General features: G+C 69.9%; 16 protein-coding genes and 1 pseudogene. 6 read left to right on the top strand and 11 right to left on the bottom strand.

What is annotated here, in order from left to right:
• Positions 1 to 334: 334 nt before the first annotated feature.
• Entirely contained in the window at positions 335 to 1,219 is an 885-nt protein-coding gene (locus ABCR94_RS27650; RefSeq protein WP_347122785.1) for an AraC family transcriptional regulator, read from the top strand.
• Positions 1,220 to 1,227: 8 nt separating this feature from the next.
• On the opposite strand, the gene mug is transcribed toward ABCR94_RS27650, so the two are convergent.
• The 3 genes from mug to ABCR94_RS27635 form a co-directional block, all read right to left on the bottom strand.
• The gene (mug, locus tag ABCR94_RS27645; RefSeq protein WP_347122783.1) at positions 1,228 to 1,764 is read right to left on the bottom strand and encodes a G/U mismatch-specific DNA glycosylase; all 537 of its coding nucleotides are present in this window, start codon (positions 1,762 to 1,764) and stop codon (positions 1,228 to 1,230) included.
• A gap of 30 nt (positions 1,765 to 1,794) precedes the next feature.
• Positions 1,795 to 3,237: an adenylosuccinate lyase gene (gene purB / locus ABCR94_RS27640; RefSeq protein WP_347122781.1), complete on the bottom strand. Its 1,443-nt coding sequence runs from the start codon at positions 3,235 to 3,237 to the stop codon at positions 1,795 to 1,797.
• Positions 3,238 to 3,316: 79 nt separating this feature from the next.
• Positions 3,317 to 4,099, bottom strand: a complete 783-nt coding sequence (locus ABCR94_RS27635; RefSeq protein ID WP_347122780.1) for an SGNH/GDSL hydrolase family protein — start codon at positions 4,097 to 4,099, stop codon at positions 3,317 to 3,319.
• Between the two features lie 111 nt (positions 4,100 to 4,210).
• Between ABCR94_RS27635 and ABCR94_RS27630 the strand changes: the two genes are divergently transcribed.
• The gene (locus tag ABCR94_RS27630) at positions 4,211 to 4,459 is read left to right on the top strand and encodes a holin (protein WP_347122779.1); all 249 of its coding nucleotides are present in this window, start codon (positions 4,211 to 4,213) and stop codon (positions 4,457 to 4,459) included.
• Here ABCR94_RS27630 and ABCR94_RS27625 read toward each other — a convergent pair.
• From ABCR94_RS27625 to ABCR94_RS27600, 6 genes and pseudogenes are all read right to left on the bottom strand, one after another.
• On the bottom strand, positions 4,456 to 5,490 hold the full coding sequence (locus ABCR94_RS27625) for a hemolysin family protein (RefSeq protein ID WP_347122778.1): 1,035 nt from the start codon (positions 5,488 to 5,490) through the stop codon (positions 4,456 to 4,458). The genes ABCR94_RS27630 and ABCR94_RS27625 overlap by 4 nt on opposite strands.
• Positions 5,487 to 6,827 (bottom strand): hemolysin family protein, encoded by a 1,341-nt coding sequence (locus tag ABCR94_RS27620; RefSeq protein WP_347122776.1) that lies wholly within the window; start codon positions 6,825 to 6,827, stop codon positions 5,487 to 5,489. The genes ABCR94_RS27625 and ABCR94_RS27620 overlap by 4 nt, the downstream gene beginning before the upstream one ends.
• Before the next feature lie 165 nt (positions 6,828 to 6,992).
• Positions 6,993 to 7,117, bottom strand: a pseudogene (locus ABCR94_RS27615) (GNAT family N-acetyltransferase); the annotation flags it as partial.
• A 72-nt stretch (positions 7,118 to 7,189) separates the two neighbouring features.
• On the bottom strand, positions 7,190 to 7,654 hold the full coding sequence (locus ABCR94_RS27610; RefSeq protein WP_347122774.1) for a Crp/Fnr family transcriptional regulator: 465 nt from the start codon (positions 7,652 to 7,654) through the stop codon (positions 7,190 to 7,192).
• Between the two features lie 114 nt (positions 7,655 to 7,768).
• Entirely contained in the window at positions 7,769 to 7,981 is a 213-nt protein-coding gene (locus ABCR94_RS27605; RefSeq protein WP_347122772.1) for a hypothetical protein, read from the bottom strand.
• Positions 7,982 to 8,008: 27 nt separating this feature from the next.
• On the bottom strand, positions 8,009 to 8,929 hold the full coding sequence (locus tag ABCR94_RS27600; RefSeq protein ID WP_347122770.1) for a universal stress protein: 921 nt from the start codon (positions 8,927 to 8,929) through the stop codon (positions 8,009 to 8,011).
• A gap of 437 nt (positions 8,930 to 9,366) precedes the next feature.
• Here ABCR94_RS27600 and pflB point away from each other — a divergent pair, with 437 nt between their 5' ends.
• A complete protein-coding gene (gene pflB / locus ABCR94_RS27595; RefSeq protein WP_347122768.1) occupies positions 9,367 to 11,628 on the top strand; it encodes a formate C-acetyltransferase in 2,262 nt (753 codons plus the stop codon).
• A 77-nt stretch (positions 11,629 to 11,705) separates the two neighbouring features.
• Positions 11,706 to 12,461: a pyruvate formate-lyase-activating protein gene (gene pflA, locus ABCR94_RS27590; RefSeq protein WP_347123107.1), complete on the top strand. Its 756-nt coding sequence runs from the start codon at positions 11,706 to 11,708 to the stop codon at positions 12,459 to 12,461.
• A gap of 267 nt (positions 12,462 to 12,728) precedes the next feature.
• Here pflA and ABCR94_RS27585 read toward each other — a convergent pair whose 3' ends face one another.
• The gene (locus tag ABCR94_RS27585; protein ID WP_347122766.1) at positions 12,729 to 13,409 is read right to left on the bottom strand and encodes a CBS domain-containing protein; all 681 of its coding nucleotides are present in this window, start codon (positions 13,407 to 13,409) and stop codon (positions 12,729 to 12,731) included.
• Between the two features lie 223 nt (positions 13,410 to 13,632).
• Positions 13,633 to 16,332, bottom strand: a complete 2,700-nt coding sequence (gene ppdK / locus ABCR94_RS27580) for a pyruvate, phosphate dikinase (RefSeq protein ID WP_347122764.1) — start codon at positions 16,330 to 16,332, stop codon at positions 13,633 to 13,635.
• A gap of 407 nt (positions 16,333 to 16,739) precedes the next feature.
• Between ppdK and gap the strand changes: the two genes are divergently transcribed.
• Both gap and adhE read left to right on the top strand, forming a co-directional pair.
• The gene (gap, locus tag ABCR94_RS27575) at positions 16,740 to 17,768 is read left to right on the top strand and encodes a type I glyceraldehyde-3-phosphate dehydrogenase (RefSeq protein WP_347122762.1); all 1,029 of its coding nucleotides are present in this window, start codon (positions 16,740 to 16,742) and stop codon (positions 17,766 to 17,768) included.
• 368 nt (positions 17,769 to 18,136) lie between these two features.
• A complete protein-coding gene (gene adhE / locus ABCR94_RS27570; RefSeq protein ID WP_347122760.1) occupies positions 18,137 to 20,788 on the top strand; it encodes a bifunctional acetaldehyde-CoA/alcohol dehydrogenase in 2,652 nt (883 codons plus the stop codon).
• The last annotated feature ends 173 nt before the right edge of the window (positions 20,789 to 20,961 follow it).

Raw genomic sequence — 20,961 nt, 5'->3', positions numbered from 1 at the left:
TGGGGCGGGTGTGTCGACGGTACGGCGCCAGGGGCGCGGTGGAGAGGACCCAACCGGCCAGTAACGGGACTTCAGCGGCCACGCGCACTGTCCGGCCGCTGCCCGGGTACATAAAGTGGCGGCCCGGAGGTGACGTCCAAGGTGCCGCGCATTCCGTTGCGTCCACAGCCGTCAGTCGGTCAGCACGACGACCCGCGGTTCGGATCGGCGACGATCACACCGCACCTGCTGCGCTACCTCACGCTCGTAGCCGCCGAACGGGGTCACGACCTCGGCCCGGCCCCTCCAGCGGGCCGGACTCAGCGTCGCGGCCCTCAGCTCAGTGGAGCAGCGGGTGTCCTACCGGCAGGGCAGCCGGGTGATCGGCGAAGCCATGAGAGAACTGGGCGATCCCGCCCTGGGCCTGGCGGTGGGGCGCAGACAGCGCGTGACCGCCTGGGGTCTGGTGGGGCTCGGGCTGCTGGCCAGCCCCATGCTGTACGACGCCCTGCGCCTGGGCGTGCGCTACCACGGCATCACCGGGTCCATGCTCGACTACCGCATGGAGCCGGTGCCCGACGGAGCCGCGACCCTGGCAACGGCCCGCTACGCAGGATCCGAGCTCCAGACCTTCCTCCTCGAAGAGTCGTTCAGCAGCATCGTGGCCCTGATCAGGGACGCCCTGCACGACGGCTTCGCCCCGCACGCGGTGCTCCTGCGCCACGCGCGTCCGCCGTACGGCGACGAGTACGAGCGCTACTTCCGCTGCCCGGTGGTCTTCGGCGCCCCCGACGACCGGCTCGTCTTCAACGCATCGTGGCTGGAACACGCCCTGCCGGGCGCGGACGCGTACACCCTCACGCAGGTCGTGGAGCTGCTCAACTCGGCCCGCACAGTGGGCCGCGAGCGCCAGGACCTGGTGGAGGGCCTGGAGGTGTCCATCGCCCGCCGACTGCCCCAGGTGCCCCCGCTCACCCAGCAGGCACGCGCGCGGGGGATGAGCGAACGCACCCTGCGCAGACGCCTCGCCGAGTGCGGGACCACGTACGAGGCGCTCGTCGACTACGTACGCCTGGTCCGCGCCGAGGAGTTGCTGACCACCAGGGACCTGCCCCTGCACACCATCGCCGCGCTGCTCGGCTTCAGCGACGCCCGCACCCTGCGCCGCGCGGTGGCGCGCTGGTTCGGCAAGAACCCGTCGGAGATGCGTAGATCGGCGCCGCCGCCGCACACTTCGTAACGCGGGCGTCAGCCCTCTGCCGTGATCCGCAGCCGGGCGTACTCCTCGGCCATGGTCTGCGCGGTCCAATGGGCGTTGAGGCCACTGGGGTTGGGCAGTGCCCAGATCCGGGTCGCGCCGATCGTCCGCTCCTGCGGCCCGATCGCGGCCTTCTTCTCGCCGAAGGCCGTGCGGTACGCGGTGATCCCCACGACCGCGAGCCACCGGGGCCGCAGCAGCTCGACCCTGGCGGTCAGCAGCCGGCCGCCCTCGCGGAATTCCTCGTCGCCGATCTCGTCGGCCCGCGCGCTGGCCCGCGCCACCACATTGGTGATGCCGAGGCCGTATGACGTCAACTCGCCCTGCTCCGAGGGCTTCAGCTGCCGCGGGGTGAAGCCCGAGAGGTGCAGCACCGGCCAGAAGCGGTTGCCGGGGCGGGCGAAGTGGTGGCCCGTCGCGGCGGACATCAGCCCCGGGTTGATCCCGCAGAACAGCACCCGCAGCCCGTCCGCGACCACATCGGGAATGAGGCGGTCGCGGGCGGCCTGGAGTTCTTCCGGCGTCATACCGACATCAACCTGTCCGGTCCGTGCGCGTCAGAGGATCGAACCGGGGGTGTACCCGGCGGCCTCGGGATGCTGCTTGGTGATCTCCTCGATGCGCGAGATCACGGTGGCGACCTGCTGCTCCGCGGCGCCGGTGAACGACAGCTTGTCCGCCATCAGTTCGTCCAGCTGCGCGCGGTCCAGCGGGATCCGCCCGTCGGCCGCCAGCTTGTCGAGCAGCTCGTTGCGCTCGGTGGCCTGCTCGCGCATGGCCAGCGCCGATGCGACCGCGTTCTCCTTGATGGCCTCGTGCGCGACCTCGCGGCCGACTCCGGCCCGTACCGACGCCATCAGCACCTTGGTGGTGGCCAGGAACGGCAGGTAGCGGTCCAGCTCGCGGGCGACGACCGCGGGGAACGCACCGAACTCGTCGAGAACGGTCAGGAAGGTCTCCAGCAGACCGTCGAAGGCGAAGAACGCGTCCGGCAGCGCGACCCTGCGCACCACCGAGCAGGACACGTCGCCCTCGTTCCACTGGTCGCCCGCCAGCTCGCCCGTCATCGAGGCGTAGCCGCGCAGGATCACCATCAGGCCATTCACGCGCTCGCAGGAGCGGGTGTTCATCTTGTGCGGCATCGCGGACGAGCCGACCTGGCCGGGCTTGAAGCCCTCCGTCACCAGCTCGTGCCCGGCCATCAGCCGGATGGTCTTCGCCAGCGACGACGGTCCGCCCGCCAGCTGCACCAGCGCGGTGACGACCTCGTAGTCCAGCGAGCGCGGGTAGACCTGGCCCACCGAGGTGAAGGCCTGCGAGAAGCCGAGGTGTACGGCGATCCGCTGCTCCAGGTCGGCGAGCTTCCGAGCATCGCCGCCGAGCAGGTCCAGCATGTCCTGCGCGGTGCCGACCGGGCCCTTGATGCCGCGCAGCGGGTAGCGGGCGAGCAGCTCCTCCAGGCGTCCGTACGCCACAAGCAGCTCGTCGGCCACCGTCGCGAAACGCTTGCCGAGGGTCGTCGCCTGGGCCGCGACATTGTGCGAGCGGCCGGCCATGACCAGCTCTGCGTACTCACCGGAGAGCCTGCCGAGCCGCGCGAGCACGGCGACCGTGCGATCACGCATCAGCTCAAGCGACAGCCGGATCTGCAGCTGCTCGACGTTCTCGGTGAGGTCACGGGAGGTCATGCCCTTGTGGACCTGCTCATGGCCCGCGAGCGCGTTGAACTCCTCGATCCGCGCCTTCACGTCATGGCGCGTGACCTTCTCGCGCTCCGCGATCGACGCCAGGTCGACCTGGTCGAGCACCCGCTCGTAGTCGGCGATGGCGCCCTCGGGCACCTCGATGCCGAGGTCCTTCTGAGCCTGGAGCACGGCGAGCCACAGCCGGCGCTCCAGCTTCACCTTCTGCTCGGGGGACCACAGGACGGCAAGCTGCGCGGAGGCGTAGCGGCCGGCCAGGACATTGGGGATACGGGGCTTCGCAGGAGCAGCAGTCACGTGGAGAGATTCTACTGGCGCTTCACGCAGGCCGACGCCCCGGTCCCGTTTGTGGCTTGCTACGAGCGCCTGATGAGAGCTACGGAGTGTGCGGGTCCTCGTACGGCAGCAGCTCGGGCCGCTTGGCCGGCCGGCCGTCGCCCGACGAGCGCCCGGTGACCCGCCGCCCGATCCACGGCACCAGGTGCTCGCGCGCGAACCGCAGATCGCTGCCGCGCCGCGCCGCCCAGCCCGGCAGCGCGCCCGGGGCCAGCGGCGTCCGCCAGTCGTCCTCGGCCGCCCGGCCCAGCACCTGCCACACGGCCTCGGCGACCCGGCGGTGCCCCTCGTCGGTCAGGTGCAGCCGGTCGACGTGCCACATCCGGGGATCGCCGAGCGCGGGCGCCCCGTACAGATCGACGACCAGGGCACCGTGCTTCGCCGCCAGTGTGTCGATGAAGTCGAACAGCTCCTCCATGCGCGGCCGGAAGCGCTGCATCACCGGGCCGTCGCGCCCGGGGCTGTGCATCAGCACCAGTCGCTCGCAGGACGGCGCGAGCCGCTCCACGGCCTCTTCCAGGTGTCCGCGCACCCTGCCCATGTCGCACTTGGGCCGCAGGGTGTCGTTGAGGCCGCCGACCAGCGTCACGACGTCCGCCCGCATGGCGGTCGCCACGCCCACCTGTTCCTCGACGATCTGGCCGATGAGCTTTCCGCGTACGGCGAGATTCGCGTACCGAAAGCCCGGCGTACCCGCCGCGAGCCGTGCGGCGAGCAGATCGGCCCAGCCGCGGTACGTGCCGTCGGGCAGCGCGTCCGACATGCCCTCGGTGAACGAGTCGCCGACCGCGACAAGACTGGTGTAGTTGGCATTCATCTCCATGGCGGAGCGATCGTATCCCGGCCGCGCGAGACATGCGCCCGGGGTCTGTCCAGTTGCGCCCGATCGCGGTATCCCGAGTAGAGGAGTCCGCGAGGAGAGAGCGAGCGAGCCATGTTCACTGCCGCATTCTGGAAGGCCACCGGGGAGCGGGCGCTCCGCACCTTCGCGCAGGCGCTCGTCGCGGTCCTCACCGCCGGGGCGACGAACCTCATCGACGTCAACTGGCTCGCCGCCGTCTCGACCGCGGGCCTCGCGACGCTTCTCGCCGTCTTCACGGCGATCGGCGCGTCCGGGGTGGGCGGCGGGCACGGCCCGGGTCTCACAGAGACCACGGACCGTGCCCCCACACCCGCGGCCTAGGCCTCCTGCTGGTCCCGCTGCTGGTCCGGGCGGCCCACCAGCTCGCGCAGCACGTCCTCCATCGTGACGAGCCCCGCGGGGTCGCCGTCCTCGCCGAGCACCGCCGCCAGGTGGGTACGGCTGCGCCGCATCGCCGTCAGTACGTCGTCGAGCGGTGCGTCCGCCCGTACCCGGGCGATCGGCCGCAGCGCGGACACCGGGAACGGGACGTCGCGGGGAGTGGCGTCCAGGGCGTCCTTCACATGCAGGTAGCCCAGGATCCGCAGCCCCTCCAGGACGGGGAAGCGGGAGAAGCCCGACTCGGCCGCCAACTGCTCCAGCCCCTCGGGGGTGGTCCCGGCCTGGGCGAACACCACCCGTTCCACCGGCATCACCACGTCACGCACCGGGCGGCGGCCCAGCTCCAGGGCGTCGTGCAGCCGCTCGGCGGCCCGGCCGTCGAGCAGACCGGCGAGGCCCGCGTCCGTGACCAGCCGCGCCAGCTCGTCGTCCGAGAATGTCGCCGACACCTCGTCCTTGGTCTCCACCCGCATCAGCTTCAGCAGGGTGTTGGCGAAGGCGTTGATCGTGAAGATCACCGGGCGCAGGCCACGGGCCAGCGCCACCAGCGGCGGACCGAGCAGCAGCGCGGTTCGTACCGGCTCGGCCAGCGCGATGTTCTTCGGCACCATCTCGCCGAAGAGCATGTGCAGATACGTCGCCGCGGCGAGCGCGATGACGAAGGAGATCGGGTGGGTCAGCCCGTCCGGCACACCCACGGCGTGGAAGACCGGCTCCAGCAGATGCGCGATGGCGGGCTCGGCGACCACACCGAGCACCAGGGTGCACAGCGTGATGCCCAGCTGCGCGGCTGCCAGCAGCGCCGAGACGTGCTCAAGGCCCCACAGGACGCTGCGCGCCCGCCGGTTGCCCCCTTCGGCCTCCGGCTCGATCTGGCTGCGGCGCACCGAGATCAGGGCGAACTCCGCGCCGACGAAGAATGCGTTGACGACCAGCGTGAGCAGGCCGATGAGCAATTGGATCGCGGTCATCGCCGGGCCTCCTCGTCCTTGGTGGAGTCACCGGGCAGCGGTGCGTGCAGCAGCACGCGCGCGGCGCGGCGGCCTGTCGCGTCCACCACGTTCAGTTGCCAGCCGGCCAGCTCGATGTGGTCGCCCACCACCGGGATGCGTCCCAGCTCGTTGGCGAGCAGGCCGGCGAGCGTCTCGTAGGGGCCCTCGGGCACCCGCAGTCCGACCCGCTCCAGCTGGTCGGTCCTGGCCGCGCCGTCGGCGGACCACAGGGTGTGTCCGTCGGCGTCCTCGCCCGCGGGGGCGAGGTCCGGCGTCTCGTGCGGGTCGTGCTCGTCGCGAACTTCGCCGACGACCTCCTCGACGATGTCCTCCAGCGTCACGACGCCCGCCGTGCCGCCGTACTCGTCGATCACGACGGCCATGGTGTGCTTGCCCGACAGCCGGTCGAGCAGCCGGTCGACGGTGAGTGTCTCCGGGACCAGCAGCGGCTCGCGCAGCAGCCCCGAGACGGCGTACGTCGGCCTGCGGTCCGCCGGCACGGTCAGCACGTCCTTGATGTGCGCGATGCCCACGACCGAGTCGAGGTTGCCCCGGTAGACGGGGAAGCGGGACAGGCCGGTCGCGCGGGTGGCGTTCGCGACGTCCTCCGCGGTCGCCTGCAGATCGAGGGCGGTGACCTGGACACGCGGGGTCATCACGTTCTCCGCGGTCAGCTCCGCCAGATTGAGGGTACGTACGAACAGCTCGGCGGTGTCCGCCTCCAGCGCGCCCTCCTTCGCGGAGTGGCGCGCCAGGGCGACCAGCTCCTGGGGGCTGCGGGCGGAGGCCAGCTCCTCGGCGGGCTCCATGCCGAAGCGCCGCACGATGCGGTTGGCCGTGTTGTTGAGGTGGCTGATGAGCGGGCGGAAGGCCGCGCTGAACATCCGCTGCGGGGTGGCGACAACCTTCGCCACGGCCAGCGGCGATGAGATCGCCCAGTTCTTGGGGACCAGCTCACCGATCACCATCAGGACGATGGTGGACAGGCCCGTGCCGATGACCAGGGCCACCGTCGAGGCCGTCGCGGGGGACAGGCCGAGGCCCTCCATCGGTCCGCGGATCAGCTTGCCGATGGATGGCTCGGCGAGCATGCCGACGAGGAGGTTGGTGACGGTGATGCCGAGCTGGGCGCCCGAGAGCTGGAAAGTGAGGCTGCGTACGGCCTTGAGGGCGCTTGCCGCGCCCCGGTCGCCGCGCTCCACGGCCCGCTCCAGGTCGCCGCGCTCGATGGTCGTCAGCGAGAATTCCGCCGCGACGAAGGCTCCACAGGCGAGCGAGAGCAGCACGGCCACGGCGAGCAGAAGCACTTCGGTCATCGGTTCACCTCCGTCCCATGATCGGGCAGGGCGGGGAGGAACGCGCGATGTCGACTACTGGGAGGCTCGCCCATGGACGGACGCTCACACCTTTCGGAAGTGGGTGATCAATGTCCGCCCATGGTAAAGGATGGGCAAAGCGCGGTGGGAATCAGTAGGCCGGCGTCAGTGCGCCAGCGGCTTGACCCACCGGGACCACTGCGGCTCCGGAGCGTATCCCGCGGCGCGCCACGCTTGGCGCGCGCCTGTTGTAGTCCAAGGACCATGGCGTCGGTCCGTCGCCCGCCCAAGGTGCGTCGATGCCAGTTCTCAGGGACGAGGGCGTCGCGAACTCTTCGTTTGTTCCCGTCGCGTGGCACGGGTCATACGCCGCTGCCGCTGCCTCGGGCGGCGTACAGGTCGAGCAGCCGGATTCTGGCGGAGACGAGCCGGTGGGCGAGGACCTGCCCGACCCAGTGCCCCATGGCGGAGCCGAAGGCGGGATCGGCGTCCATCATGATCCGCACGGTCGCGGCGTCGAACTCATGGGTACGTACGGGAGTCATCGCCTCGGCACCGAAATGCCAGATATACGGCCGGAACAGCCAGGACCAGCCGACCAGTTCGCCGGAACCGAGCGTCTCGATCACCGCCGCCTGTCTGCCGGGCACGTGGAAATCCATCCCGACGCTGCCCGACCGCATGATCCAGAACCGGTCGGCGTGGCCGCCCTCGTTGAAGAGACGGGCTCCGGCGGGGAAGTTGACCTCACGGCCCAGGGCTGTCAGGCGGGCACGGTACTCCAAGGGCAGCGCGGCGCGGAACCGCGTCGGGGAAGGGGTACTCATGGGGGCCTCCGTTCGGGTTCGTTCCCAGTGTCCGACGTTGGTGGCGGTCCGGGGAGGGCCGATCGGTACCTCCCCCCGACCCGGACGGCCCCGGCGCCGCAGCTCCGCGCGTGGTCAGTACGGACGGCACCAGTCCGCGACCTTCGGCAGATCGGTGCCGTGGGCGGGGACCCAGTCGTGATGGCGGATCCGCCGTTCGGACGTGTCCTGGCGCAGCTCCGCAGCCCGGCAGGCCAGGGCGGTCCGCCTGGTCCTCTTCGAGGGGGACGGCACGACTGTTCCGTCGCTCCGCCCGGGCTGGTCGGGCGTCGCGACTTCCTGGGGCACGGGACGATCCTCCCTGCGCGGAACCGATCAGTCGTGGGCGACGACGGCGACCGGCGCGGTGGCGTGATGCAGCACCGCGTGGGCGATCGGGCCGATGTGGGCGCCGAAGGCCGAACTGCGGACACGGCGGCCGACGATGACGAGAGCGGCGTCGGCGGAGGCGTCCAGCAACTGAAGGGCGGCCTGACCGATGATCGCCTGCGGCTCGACGTTCACTGAAGGGAACTTGTCGCGCCACGGCCTGAGCATTTCCTCCAGCGCCAGGGCGACCTCCTGGGCCATCTCCTGCTGTACGCCGGGGACGAGCGTCGGCGCGTAGCTCAGGGCCGCAGGCGGAGTCCAGCTGTGCACCACGCGGAGTGCGCACCGGTGGTGGGATGCCTCCTCGAAGGCGAAGCCGAGGAGCTTGTCGCAGGGCCGGCGGATGTCCACACCGGCCACGATGGCGCCCCGGGTGCGGATGCCGTCGGCGGGAGCCACCGCGTTGCCGGAGGAGCGGACGAGCACCACCGGCCGTTCGGTGGCGGCGATGGTTGCCGAGGCGACGGAGCCTACGAGAAATCCGGCGATGCTGCCGAGTCCCCGCGAGCCGATGACGAGCATCGCCGAGGACTTCGCCGCGGCGGCGAGGGCATGGGCGGGCTGCCCGCCCACCCGTCGGGTGGTGATCTTCAGGAGCGGGTGCCGGCGCCGTAGCTCGGCGGACGTCTCGCGCAGGAGGTTCTCGGCCTGGCGCTGGAGTGTCTCGGCGCTCGCTACAGGATGTGGCGGGTGTTCCTGCCATTCCTCGGCGTGGACCAGCTCCAGGGCTGCGTCCCGAAGCTCGGCCTCGCGCGCCGCCCAGTGAGCGGCTGCGGTGCTCTCGCCGGAGCCGTCCAGGCCGACGGTCACGTGGTTCGCCATGATGGCCATCTCCTCGATGTGCTGGGCTGCGTTTTCCAGGGTCATGTGCGTGCCTCCGGTGGCAGAGGGGCCGAGAGGGTCCTTGTGGGACCGACCCGGCCCTGGTGGTGGGTGCGGAACCCCGACCAGTGGTCCGTGCGGACACACTTGCCCGGAGCGTTTGCATCACTCACGATGCGCGTTGTCCCACCCCGCGGTGGAGGGCCGAATGGGCCGGTGCCTGGACCGACCGGCCCCGCGGGCGGCACGCGGCAGAAGCAGAACTGCTGGTGCTCGCCCCTACCGCGTCGGCGTGGTGGTAACACCACAAACCAATGGCCCCGGCCGAGTCGGGACCATCGGCCCTGCGCAGCCGCCGGGGAGAGGCCGGACGGCGTGGCGCCGGGCCCCGATGGCCCTGTGCCACCCTGTGGCCGACGGCGAGTATCGAAGGCGAGGGCGGGCCCAACTGTGGGCGCCGCGCCGACGATACGGAGGCAGTGATGACCGTGGTGGCACAGACCGACATGGACCGGCCCACCGGGGCGTGGCACGGTTTCGCCGGGCAGCGATGGCGTGAGCGGATCGACGTACGCGACTTCATCCAGGCCAACTACACCCCGTACGAGGGCGGTTCGGATTTCCTCACCGGGCCGACCGAGCGCACCCTGGCAGTGTGGGGGAAGGTCACCGCCCTCTTTCCGGAGGAGCGCCGCAAGGGAATCCTCGATGTCGACACCGCCACCCCCTCCACCATCACTTCGCACGCCCCCGGCTTCATCGACCGTGACCGTGAACTGATCGTGGGTCTGCAGACCGAGGCCCCGCTCAAACGCGCGATCATGCCCAACGGCGGCCTGCGCATGGTGGAAAACGGTCTGCGTGCCTACGGATACGAGCCGGACCCGTTCGTCACCCGAGTCTTCGGCACCTACCGCAGGACCCACAACGAAGGCGTCTTCGACGCCTACACGCCGCAGATGCGTGCGGCCCGCAAGGCGGGTGTCATTACCGGCCTGCCTGATTCCTACGGCCGTGGTCGGATCATCGGCGACTACCGCAGGGTCGCGCTGTACGGGGTGGACCGCCTGATCGAGGTGAAGCGGACGGAGAAGGCCGGCCTGGACGCCCTTGCCTCCACCGAGCCGGTGATCCGTGACCGCGAGGAGATCGCCGAACAGATCCGGGCGCTGGACGAGCTCAAGAAGATGGCCGCCGGGTACGGCTGCGACGTCTCCCGGCCCGCCGCCACTGCCCACGAGGCCGTCCAGTGGCTCTACCTCGGTTACCTGGCCGCGGTGAAGGAGCAGAACGGCGCCGCCATGTCACTGGGCCGCACCTCGACATTCCTGGATGTCTACCTCGACCGTGACCAGGAACTGGGCCTCATCGACGAGATCCGCGCCCAGGAGCTGATCGACGACTTCGTCATCAAGCTGCGGATCGTGCGGTTCCTGCGCACCCCCGAGTACGACGAGCTGTTCTCCGGCGACCCGACCTGGGTGACCGAGTCCATCGGCGGCATCGGTGCCGACGGCAGGCCGCTGGTCACCCGCACGTCCTTCCGTTTTCTGCAGACCCTGTACAACCTCGGGCCCGCCCCCGAACCCAACCTGACGGTGCTGTGGTCGCCCCGGCTACCACAGGGCTTCAAGCGCTTCTGCGCCCATGTCTCCATCGACACCAGCTCCATCCAGTACGAGTCGGACGACCTGATGCGCCCGCGCACCGGCGACGACACCGCCATCGCCTGCTGCGTCTCGGCCATGGCGGTCGGCAAGCAGATGCAGTTCTTCGGTGCACGGGTCAATCTGGCCAAGGCGATGCTGTACGCCATCAACGGCGGTCGGGACGAGATGACCGGTGATCAGGTCGCCCCGGCGGCGACGCCGCTCACCGGCGAATATCTCGACCACAAGGAACTGGTCACCGCCTATGACCACATGCTGGACTGGCTGGCCGACACATACGTGAACGCCCTCAACGTCATCCATTTCATGCATGACAAGTATGCCTACGAGCGCCTGGAAATGGCTCTGCACGATCACCCTGTGGAGCGGACCATGGCCTGCGGAATCGCCGGCCTGTCGGTGGCGGCCGACAGCCTCTCGGCTGTCCTGCACGCCCGGGTGAAGGTAATCCGGGACACCACCGGCCTGGCCGTCGACTATGTGGTCGAGGGCGACTACCCGGCCTACGGCAACAACGACGACCGCGCCGATGACATCGCAGTCGGCCTGGTCCGCTCCTTCATGGCCAAGGTGCGGCGCCACCCCACCTACCGGGGTGCCGAGCACACCCAGTCGGTCCTGACCATCACCTCCAACGTGGTCTACGGCAAGCACACCGGCAACACCCCCGACGGCCGGCGCGCCGGGCAGCCCTTCGCTCCGGGCGCCAACCCGATGAACGGCCGGGACCGCCACGGCATGGCGGCGTCCGCTCTGTCGGTCGCGAAGATCCCCTACGACGAGGCCCGCGACGGCATCTCCCTGACGTCTACGGTCACCCCCGACGGCCTGGGCCGCAGCGCAGCGGAAAGGGCGGCCAACCTCGCCGGACTGCTGGACGCCTACATCGCCTCCGGCGGCTTCCACCTGAACGTCAATGTGTTGGACCGGGCCACCTTGGAGGACGCCATGGAACACCCGGACAGGTACCCGGACTTGACGATCCGCGTGTCCGGCTATGCCGTCAACTTCGTACGTCTCACCCGTGAACAACAGCGCGACGTCATCAGCCGCACCTTCCACGGTGCGATGTGAACGCCCTCCACGAGATTCCGGCGGATCGGGCGGACCGGGCGGACCGGGCGGACCGGGCGGACCGGGCGGACCGGGCAGTGTCCGGCCCGCCGGCCGACTCCGGCGGTTGCGCCGGCCGGATTCATTCCTGGGACCTGTCCACCGGCGTCGACGGTCCAGGCACCTGTTTTGTGCTCTTCACCAGCGGATGCCCGCTGCGCTGCCTGTACTGCCAGAATCCGGACACCTGGCACATGCGGGACGGCCGGCCGGCCTCCGTCGACGATGTGATGACGGAGATCGACAAATACCGTTCCTTCATCGAGGCCGCTGGTGGGGGAGTGACCCTCAGCGGCGGCGAACCGCTTCTCCAGCCGCGCTTCACCGCCGGGATATTCCGCCGTTGCAAGGAACTCGGACTGCACACCGCCCTGGACACTTCGGGCCTCCTCGGCGCCCACGCCGACGACGCCCTGCTCGCCGACACCGATCTGGTGCTGCTCGACATCAAGTCCTTCGATGTCGGCACTTACCGCAGGCTCACTGGCGGGAAGCTCGCGCCGACCCTTTCCTTCGCCACTCGTCTGAACCGGCTCGGTGTCCCCGTCTGGATCCGTTACGTCCTTGTCCCCGGCTGGACCGACGACGAAGAAGCCATTGACGGTCTGGCCGCTTTCCTCGCCGGGCTGGACAACGTCGAACGCGTGGACGTCCTGCCGTTCCACAAGCTGGGCGCCGCCAAGTACGACGCTCTGGGGATCCCCTTTCCCCTGCGTGACACCCCGGTGCCGGACGCCGCACTGGTGGCGCGGGTGCGAGGACAGTTCCGCGCCCGTGGTCTGCGCGCGGACTGACTCCGAGCGGGCCGGCTGCCGACTGGACTCGCTTGTATGACGCGGGAGTTGGGTGGGGACGCCAGGAGGGTGGTGGTCCACACCCCGGTGGTCGCACGCCCGAATCCTGCGCACACGGAGGGGCATCGCGAGCGGTGGAGCAACCGTAAGGCTGCTCCACCGCTCGGAGCGCCCTCACCCGCCGACGTCACCACCCGCCCACGTCACCACACGCTGGACGGGGCCCGCTCTCAGCCGGCACCGGTTCGCGAGGGCAGCCGCAGCCCGTCAGTTCCGTTGCGGGGCAGGGTTTTCCGCAGGATGAGAGCCGTCTTCCGCGGAGGAGATCAGACGATTCACCACTCCCACGACTCCGTCGACCCGCCAGGCCGACCTCACCGCCGACGGTATGTCGCTGCCGTGTCCCAGACGCCCCTCCAGTGTCACCAGCCCGTCCCGCACCGAGACGTTCACGCTGCCAGGCGTGAGAGTCACGGCTCGGGCCAGCGCCTCGTCGGCCACCTCCCTACGGATCTCCTCGTCCGTCCGCAGGAAGACCCGCAGCAGGTCCCGCCGAGTGGCGATGCCGATCAGGCGGTCCTCCTCGTCCACTACGGGAAGCCGGCCTATGCGGCGGCGCTCCATGACACGGGCGGCATCCGCGATGCGCTGCTCCGGGTGCACAGTGACCGCGGGCGTCGACATCAGCTCTTCTGCGGGCGGGCCGGCCATGCCCGGTGTTCCGGGTGCGCCGGGCGCCCAGCCCCCGGCGCGGGCGTCCTCAGCCGCCTGATACCTGGTCAGATCGGTCTGCGAGACCACTCCCACGACCTTGTCGTCGCCGTCCACCACCGGCAGTCCGCTGATCCGGTGCTCGTCCAGCAGCCGGGCCACTTCGACGAAGGAGATGGCCCGGTGCGCCTGGACGACCTCGGAGGTCATCACCTCACCCACTGTGCGGGTCTTCATGAGGGTCCCTCGTCTCCAGTCGTTGCCCGCGAGGGCCAAGCGGTCGGTCCGTGGTTCGCGGCCCTGTCCCTCCAGCTTCCCGACCGGGCAGTCCGGAAGACAGGGCCGACCTTCCTTCGGCCGAGGGCCAATGGCCCCGGACTTCTTTCTGTACGGCCCGTCCGCCTCGCACCGCCCGAAATCGGTGGAGCGGCCACCGAAGACGGCCGAAGGGGAGGCAGGGTCACTTGTCGTCGCTCGCTGCGGCTTCCAGCAGGGCTGCCCGGCCCGCTTCCAGGCGGGCGACCGGAACCCGGAAGGGGGAGCAGGAGACGTAGTCGAGACCGGCGTCGTGGAAGAAGTGCACCGAGTCGGGATCACCGCCGTGCTCGCCACAGACTCCGATCTTCAGGTCCGGGCGGGCGGCACGGCCTTCGGCGACAGCCATCTTCACCAGCCGGCCGACACCCTCGCGGTCGATCGTCTCGAAGGGGGAGACCTGGAAGATGCCCTTGTCGAGATAGGCGGAGAAGAACGCCGCTTCGACGTCGTCGCGGGAGAAGCCCCAGGTGGTCTGGGTCAGGTCATTGGTGCCGAAGGAGAAGAACTGCGCGTCCTGCGCGATCCGCCCGGCCGTCAGCGCCGCCCTCGGCAGTTCGATCATCGTGCCGATGGGGCATTCGACCGCGATGCCGGAGGCATCGGACACCTCGGCCAGCACCCGCTCGACCTCCGTCCTCACCAGGCGCAGCTCCTCCACCGCATCAACGAGGGGAACCATGATCTCCGCCCGCGGATCTCCGCCGATCCGCTTGCGTTCCACTACGGCCTCGGCGACGGCACGTACCTGCATGGCGACCAGTCCCGGTACGACCAGGCCCAGGCGGACACCGCGCAGGCCGAGCATCGGATTCTCCTCGTGCATGCGGTTGACCGCCGCCAGCAGGGTGACGTCGCGCGCCTCCGGCTGTTTACCGAGTGCCTCGTACTCCGCGACGCGTACGGCGAGTTCGGTGCGGTCGGGGAGGAACTCGTGCAGCGGTGGGTCGAGCAGCCGGATGGTTACCGGGAGACCGTCCATCGCCGCGAGGATGCCGATGAAGTCCTCGCGCTGAAGCGGCAGCAGGGCCGCCAGCGCCTTCTCGCGCTCGGCGTCGCTGCCAGCCAGGATCATTGCTTCGACGAGACCGCGGCGGTCGCCGAGGAACATGTGCTCGGTCCGGCACAGGCCGATGCCCTGCGCGCCGAACCGGCGGGCGCGAGCGGCGTCCTCGGGTGTGTCGGCGTTCGCCCGCACCTCCAGCCGTCGTCCCGTGTCTGCCTGCTCCAAGAGGCGGTGCACATCGCGTACGACCGGCTGCGCGCCCGGACCCGGCAGCCCGCCGCCGGTCTCGAAGTACCGCATGACCGCGGAGTCGACCAGCGGAGCCGCGCCGAGATGCACAGCTCCTAGCGAGCCGTCGACAGAGATGAGCGTGCCCTCGCGCACAATGACGCCCTGTGCGGTGAACTGCCGTTCGCGCACATCGACGGTGAGCCCATCGGCGCCGCACACACAGACCTTCCCCATGCCACGGGCGACCACGGCCGCGTGGCTGGTCTTCCCGCCTCGGCTGGTGAGGACCGCCTGCGCGGCCACCATGCCCGGCAGGTCGTCGGGGGTGGTCTCCTGACGTACCAGAATCACCTTTTCGCCGGTGGCGGCACGGCGTACCGCTTCGGCGGAGTCGAACACCACCGCGCCCACCGCGGCACCGGGGGACGCGGGGATTCCGTGGGCGATCGGCTCTCCGACGGCCGTGGTGTCGAACCGGGGGAACATCAGCCGGGCGAGCCCGTCTCCGGTCACTCGTCCCAGCGCCTCGGCCGGTGTGATGAGGGCTTCGTCGGCCAGCTGCGAGGCGATGCTGAAGGCGGCCTGGGCGGACCGCTTGCCCACCCGGGTCTGCAGCATCCACAGCTTGCCGCGTTCGATGGTGAACTCGATGTCGCACAGGTCGCGGTAGTGCGACTCCAGCTGCTGGAGATATCCGCGCAGCTTGTTGTACGACACCGGGTCCAGCTGCTCCAACTCCTGAAGAGGGACGGTGTTGCGGATGCCGGCGACGACGTCCTCGCCCTGGGCATTGGGCAGGTAGTCCCCGTAGACGCCGGGGGAGCCGGTGGCCGGGTCGCGGGTGAAGGCGACACCACTGCCCGAGTCGGAACCGTAGTTGCCGAAGACCATGGCCTGGATGTTGACCGCGGTGCCGAGGTCATCGGGGATGTGCTCCCGCCTGCGGTAGATCCTGGCCCGCTCCCCGTTCCAGGAGGAGGAGACGGCGAGGACGGCCCGCTCCAGTTGCTCGACCGGGTCCTGCGGGAACTCCTCCCCCGTGTGCTCAAGGACCAGGTCCTTGAAGACGTCGACCAGCCTGATGAGGTCACAGGTGTCCAGCCGAGTGTCGTCAGCAGCTCCGCGCTCACGCTTGAGCAGGGCGAGCGCGTCCTCGAAGAGTGCGCCGTCGACCCCCATCACCGTGCTGCCGAACATCTGCACCAGGCGGCGGTAGGAGTCCCAGGCGAACCGCTCCCGGCCGGGGGTCCGGGCGAGCCCGAGCACCGAAAGATCGTTGAGGCCGATGTCGAGAATCGTCTCCATCATGCCCGGCATGGAGAACCGTGCACCGGAGCGGACGGAGAGCAGCAGGGGATCGTCCACCTGCCCCAGCCGCCGGCCGGCCTCCCGCTCCAGAGCCGCGAGGTGTTCGGCCACCTGGTGAGCGAGATCCTCGGGGGGTTCGCCGGTGGCGAGATAGACCTGACAGGCCTGCGTGGTGACGGTGAAGCCAGGGGGCACCGGCAGGCCCATCCGGACCATCTCCGCCAGGTTGGCGCCCTTGCCGCCCAGCAGGTCGGTCATCTCGCGGCCGCCCTCCGTGAAGTCGTACACATATCGGACCATGACGGTTCTCTTCCTTCCGGAGGGCGGCTGCCCAGAGGCGCTGGGGGAGGGACGAACTCAGTCGAGCGTCCAGGTCTCGTAGATCACCCGGGAACGGCCGGCGGCGTGCGGCTGGAACACTCGGCCGGGTCCTGGGGGCTGCCGACGATCGAGCCGATGACGGACGTGCCGGACGCCCTGCTCACAGCCTCCTGCGGCTCCGGGCCGGACGGCAGGTCCAGTAGGGGCCATCCATGGGGACCTTCGGCCCACACCGATGCGGGCCGTTCAGTGGGTGGGGCCGCCGTGCCCGCTCCGTGCCCTGGGCCGAAGGTCCCCGGCAGTCGCCCCCACCCGGCCCCTGCCCCACCCGGTCCGCAGCGCGCAGGCTGACGTCACATCAGCCGACGGAGCAGAAGGACGACGAGATGAACGTACGGGTGGGCATCAACGGATTCGGACGCATCGGACGCAACTACTTGCGCTGCGTGCTGGAACGGGCGCAGACGGAACACGGCACACCCGTCGAGGTGGTGGCGGTCAACGACCTCACCTCCCCGGCAGTGCTGGCCCATCTGCTTGAGTACGACTCGACGTACGGAAGGCTGCGCCGCACGGTCGAGCACGACGCGGACTCGCTCACGGTGGACGGGCACCGCATCGCGGTGACCGCCGAGCGCGACCCCGCCGCGCTGACCTGGGGTGAACAGGGGGTCGACGTGGTCATTGAGGCCACCGGCCGCTTCCGTACGCGGGACGAGGCCGGCCTGCATCTGAAGGCCGGGGCACGCAAGGTGCTGCTGTCCGTGCCCGGCAAGGGTGTCGACGCCACCATCGTCATGGGCGTCAACGAGGGGACCTACGCACCGGACCGGGACCACGTCATCTCCAACGCCTCCTGCACCACCAACTGTGTGGCCCCGATGGTGAAGGTGCTGAACGAACGCTTCGGGATCGTCAAGGGTCTGATGACCACCATCCACGGCTACACCAACGACCAGGTCGTCCTCGACGGGCCGCACAAGGACCTGCGCCGCGGCCGTACCGCCGCCGTGAACATCATCCCGACCAGCACCGGAGCGGCCCGCGCCGTCGGCCTGGTGCTTCCGGAGCTCGCGGGCACGCTGGACGGCATCGCGGTGCGCGTCCCCGTCGAGGACGGCTCCCTCACCGACCTGACCCTGGTCCTGAACCGGCCGGTGGAGGCGGATGAGGTGAACGACGCCTTCAGGGAGGCCGCTGCCGGCTCACTGCGGGGCATCCTGCGGGTCAACGACGCCCCGATCGTCTCCCGTGACGTGGTCGGCGACCCTGCCTCCTGCGTCCTGGATGCCCCGCTGACACAGGCCCACGGAGACCTGGTCAAGGTCTTCGGGTGGTACGACAACGAGTGGGGCTACACCAACCGGCTTCTCGACCTCACCGAGTACGTCGCCGCCCGGCTCGACACCGACTGACACGGCCCGCAGGCGGCGTGAGGCCCACCCGCCCCCGTCACGTCACACCGTTTGACGATCCTGTGCCGGGCAAGCGGCGCAGGTGGGGCGCTTGGGCCGCTCGCGGAATCTGGCACAGCTCGGTGAATCCGGCACGGATCGGTCCGCAGCGGGAACGCGGGAGTGCGTGAGGTGGCGCCGGTACGTCAGGACCCACGCCGGAGCCGCGCAACGCGGACCATCGGGCCCTCTGCCGGGACCTTCGGTACCTGGGTGGGAGAGGGACGACGCGCAAGGCTGGGGGTGAGGGACGGCCCGCACCCAGGTACCGGACCCGCATGCTCACGCCGGGTGTCCGGCCGTGTTATTCGACGATGGAGGCACTCCTCATGACGCTGCTGGACGCCGGACCCCCGACCGAGACCGACGGGCCCTCCGACATCGAGATCTCGGTGAACCGACTGGTCGTCAACGGTACGAAGGCCCTGGCCGACTTCGAGTCCTTCACCCAGGAGCAGATCGACCACATCGTCGCCAAGGCGTCGGTCGCCGCCCTGGACCGGCATACCGACCTGGCTCTGCTGGCCGTCGAGGAGACCGGACGCGGCGTGTTCGAGGACAAGGCCGCCAAGAATATGTTCGCCTGCGAACATGTCACCCACAGCATGGCCCGGACGAAGACCGTCGGGATCATCGCCCGCGACGACATCGACGGCGTGATCCAGATCGCCGAACCCGTCGGCGTCGTGTGTGCGGTCACCCCGGTCACCAACCCCACGTCCACCACCATCTTCAAGGCGCTGCTGGCGCTGAAGACCCGTAACCCGGTCGTGTTCGCCTTCCACCCCTCGGCCCAGCGCTGCAGCGCCGAGGCCGCCCTGATCGTGCGGGACGCGGCAATCGCCGCGGGCGCGCCCGCCCACTGCGTCCAGTGGATAGAAGAGCCCTCGATCGAGGCCACCGGCCTTCTCATGCGCCACCCCGGTGTTGCCCTGATTCTCGCGACCGGGGGGAACGCCATGGTCAAGGCCGCCTACTCGGCCGGCAAGCCGGCTGTCGGCGTCGGCGCCGGCAACGTACCCGCCTATGTGCACCGCAGCGCGGACCTGCGCCGTGCGGTCAACGACCTGGTCCTGTCGAAGTCGTTCGACAACGGAATGATCTGTGCGTCCGAGCAGGCCGTCATCCTGGACACCGACATCTACGACGAGGCCCTGGCAGAGTTCCGCACCCTGCACGCGTACCTCGCGACGCCCCAGGAGAAGCGCCAACTGGAGGCGTACCTCTTCCCCGTCCCCGCGTCCGGCGGCGAGCCTAAGGTCAATGCCGCGGCCGTCGGGCAGAGCCCGGTGTGGATCGCCGGGCAGGCCGGCTTCACCGTACCCGCCGGCACCTCGCTCATCCTGGCCGAGGCGAGCCGGGTCGGGGCGGACGAGCCGCTGACCCGCGAGAAGCTCTGCCCCGTCCTGACGGTGCTGCGTGCCGCATCCACCCAGCAGGGTTTCGACCTGGCCGCCGACATGGTCGCCTTCCACGGGCAGGGGCACAGCGCCGTCATCCACACGGGCGATCCGGCGCTCGCCGAGGACTACGGCCGCCGGATGAAGACCGTGCGCATCATCGTCAACGCCCCGTCCTCGCAGGGCGCCATCGGGGGGATCTACAACAGCCTGCTGCCGTCCCTGACCCTGGGGTGCGGCTCATGGGGCAGCACCTCGGTCTCCGACAATGTCTCCGCCGCCCACCTGCTCAACATCAAGCGGGTCACCACCCGCCAGAACAATCTGCAGTGGTTCAAGGTTCCGCCGAAGATCTACTTCGAGCCGCAGGCCATCCGCTACCTGACCTCCATGCCCGACATACACCGCGTCACCGTGGTCACCGACGCGACCATGACCCGGCTGGGTTATGTGGACCGGGTCAACCGTGTACTGCGACGCCGGCGGGAGCCGGTGACCATACAGGTCATCGACAACGTCGAGCCCGAGCCGAGCATCGACTCCGTGCAGCGCGGCGCCGCCCTCATGCGCGACTTCCGCCCCGACACCATCATCGCGGTGGGTGGCGGATCGCCGATGGACGCGGCGAAGGTGATGTGGCTCCTGTACGAGCAGCCGGACATCGACTTCTCCGATATGCGGCAGAAGTTCTCCGACATCCGCAAGCGCGCCTTCCGCTTCCCGGTCCTGGGTGACCGGGCCCGCCTGGTCTGCATCCCGACCACATCGGGCACCGGCGCGGAGGTCACCCCCTTCGCGGTCATCTCCGACCCGGCCACCGGCAAGAAGTACCCGCTCGCCGACTATGCCCTCACCCCGAGTGTGGCCATCATCGACCCGCTGCTGACAGCCGACCTGCCCGCTGCCCTGGCCGCGGACAGCGGCTTCGACGCCCTCACGCACGCCACCGAGGCGTATGTGTCGGTCTACGCCAACGACTTCACCGACGGACTGGCCCTCCAGGCCATCAAAATGATCTTCGAAAACCTCGAAGCGGCCGTGAACGAACGCGCCACCCGTCCCGATGCCCGGGAAAAGATGCACAACGCCGGCACCATCGCGGGCATGGCCTTCGGCAACGCCTTCCTCGGCATCGTCCACGCCATGGCACACACCCTCGGCGCGACCTTCCACGTCGCCCACGGACGGACCAACGCGATACTGCTGCCGCACGTCATCCGGTACAACGGCACGGTCCCGTCCAAGCTGACCTGCTGGCCCAAGTACGAGAGTTACCGGGCCCCCGAACGCTTCCAGGACATCGCCCGCGCCCTGGGCCTGCCCGCGGCGACCCCCGCTGAAGGCGTGGAGTCCTACGCCGCCGCCGTGGGAAGCCTGCGCGACGCCGTCGGCATCGAACGCTCCTTCCAGGAAGCCGGGATTGACGAAGCGGTCTTCCTCGCGGCCCTTCCGCAGCAGGCCCTCGCCGCCTACGAGGACCAGTGCGCCCCCGCCAACCCCCGTATGCCGATGCTCGACGACATGGAGGAGATCATGCGCGCCGCCTACTACGCGGTGCCGATTCCCGCCACGTCCGCATAGCCGGACCCGCGCCGCCGGACGGTGGCGCCAGTCCGCCGCGCACGGTGTGGGCGAGGTGGCCCGCACCGTGCGCAGCTGTCCTTCTTCTGTCCGGCTCAGGGCCGTCGGTACGTTCGTGTGTACGGTTACGCTGTCGACACGGGCCGTAACCGACGAAGGAGGCCCCGGGGTGG

Source organism: Streptomyces changchenzhani, from assembly GCF_039766235.1.
In the GTDB taxonomy this organism is placed as follows: Bacteria; Actinomycetota; Actinomycetes; order Streptomycetales; family Streptomycetaceae; genus Streptomyces.
This window is presented reverse-complemented; position numbering and strand designations above follow the sequence as displayed.

What these genes read in the sequence shown, in the direction of transcription:
- mug (WP_347122783.1), bottom strand. Translation starts at nt 1,764, where the DNA reads ATGACGCCGGAAGAACTCCAGGCCGCCCGCGACCGCCTCATTCCCGAT.
- ABCR94_RS27635 (WP_347122780.1), bottom strand. Translation starts at nt 4,099, where the DNA reads ATGGAGATGAATGCCAACTACACCAGTCTTGTCGCGGTCGGCGACTCG.
- ABCR94_RS27630 (WP_347122779.1), top strand. Translation starts at nt 4,211, where the DNA reads ATGTTCACTGCCGCATTCTGGAAGGCCACCGGGGAGCGGGCGCTCCGC.
- ABCR94_RS27625 (WP_347122778.1), bottom strand. Translation starts at nt 5,490, where the DNA reads ATGACCGCGATCCAATTGCTCATCGGCCTGCTCACGCTGGTCGTCAAC.
- ABCR94_RS27620 (WP_347122776.1), bottom strand. Translation starts at nt 6,827, where the DNA reads ATGACCGAAGTGCTTCTGCTCGCCGTGGCCGTGCTGCTCTCGCTCGCC.
- ABCR94_RS27610 (WP_347122774.1), bottom strand. Translation starts at nt 7,654, where the DNA reads ATGAGTACCCCTTCCCCGACGCGGTTCCGCGCCGCGCTGCCCTTGGAG.
- ABCR94_RS27600 (WP_347122770.1), bottom strand. Translation starts at nt 8,929, where the DNA reads ATGACCCTGGAAAACGCAGCCCAGCACATCGAGGAGATGGCCATCATG.
- pflB (WP_347122768.1), top strand. Translation starts at nt 9,367, where the DNA reads ATGACCGTGGTGGCACAGACCGACATGGACCGGCCCACCGGGGCGTGG.
- ABCR94_RS27585 (WP_347122766.1), bottom strand. Translation starts at nt 13,409, where the DNA reads ATGAAGACCCGCACAGTGGGTGAGGTGATGACCTCCGAGGTCGTCCAG.
- ppdK (WP_347122764.1), bottom strand. Translation starts at nt 16,332, where the DNA reads ATGGTCCGATATGTGTACGACTTCACGGAGGGCGGCCGCGAGATGACC.
- gap (WP_347122762.1), top strand. Translation starts at nt 16,740, where the DNA reads ATGAACGTACGGGTGGGCATCAACGGATTCGGACGCATCGGACGCAAC.
- adhE (WP_347122760.1), top strand. Translation starts at nt 18,137, where the DNA reads ATGACGCTGCTGGACGCCGGACCCCCGACCGAGACCGACGGGCCCTCC.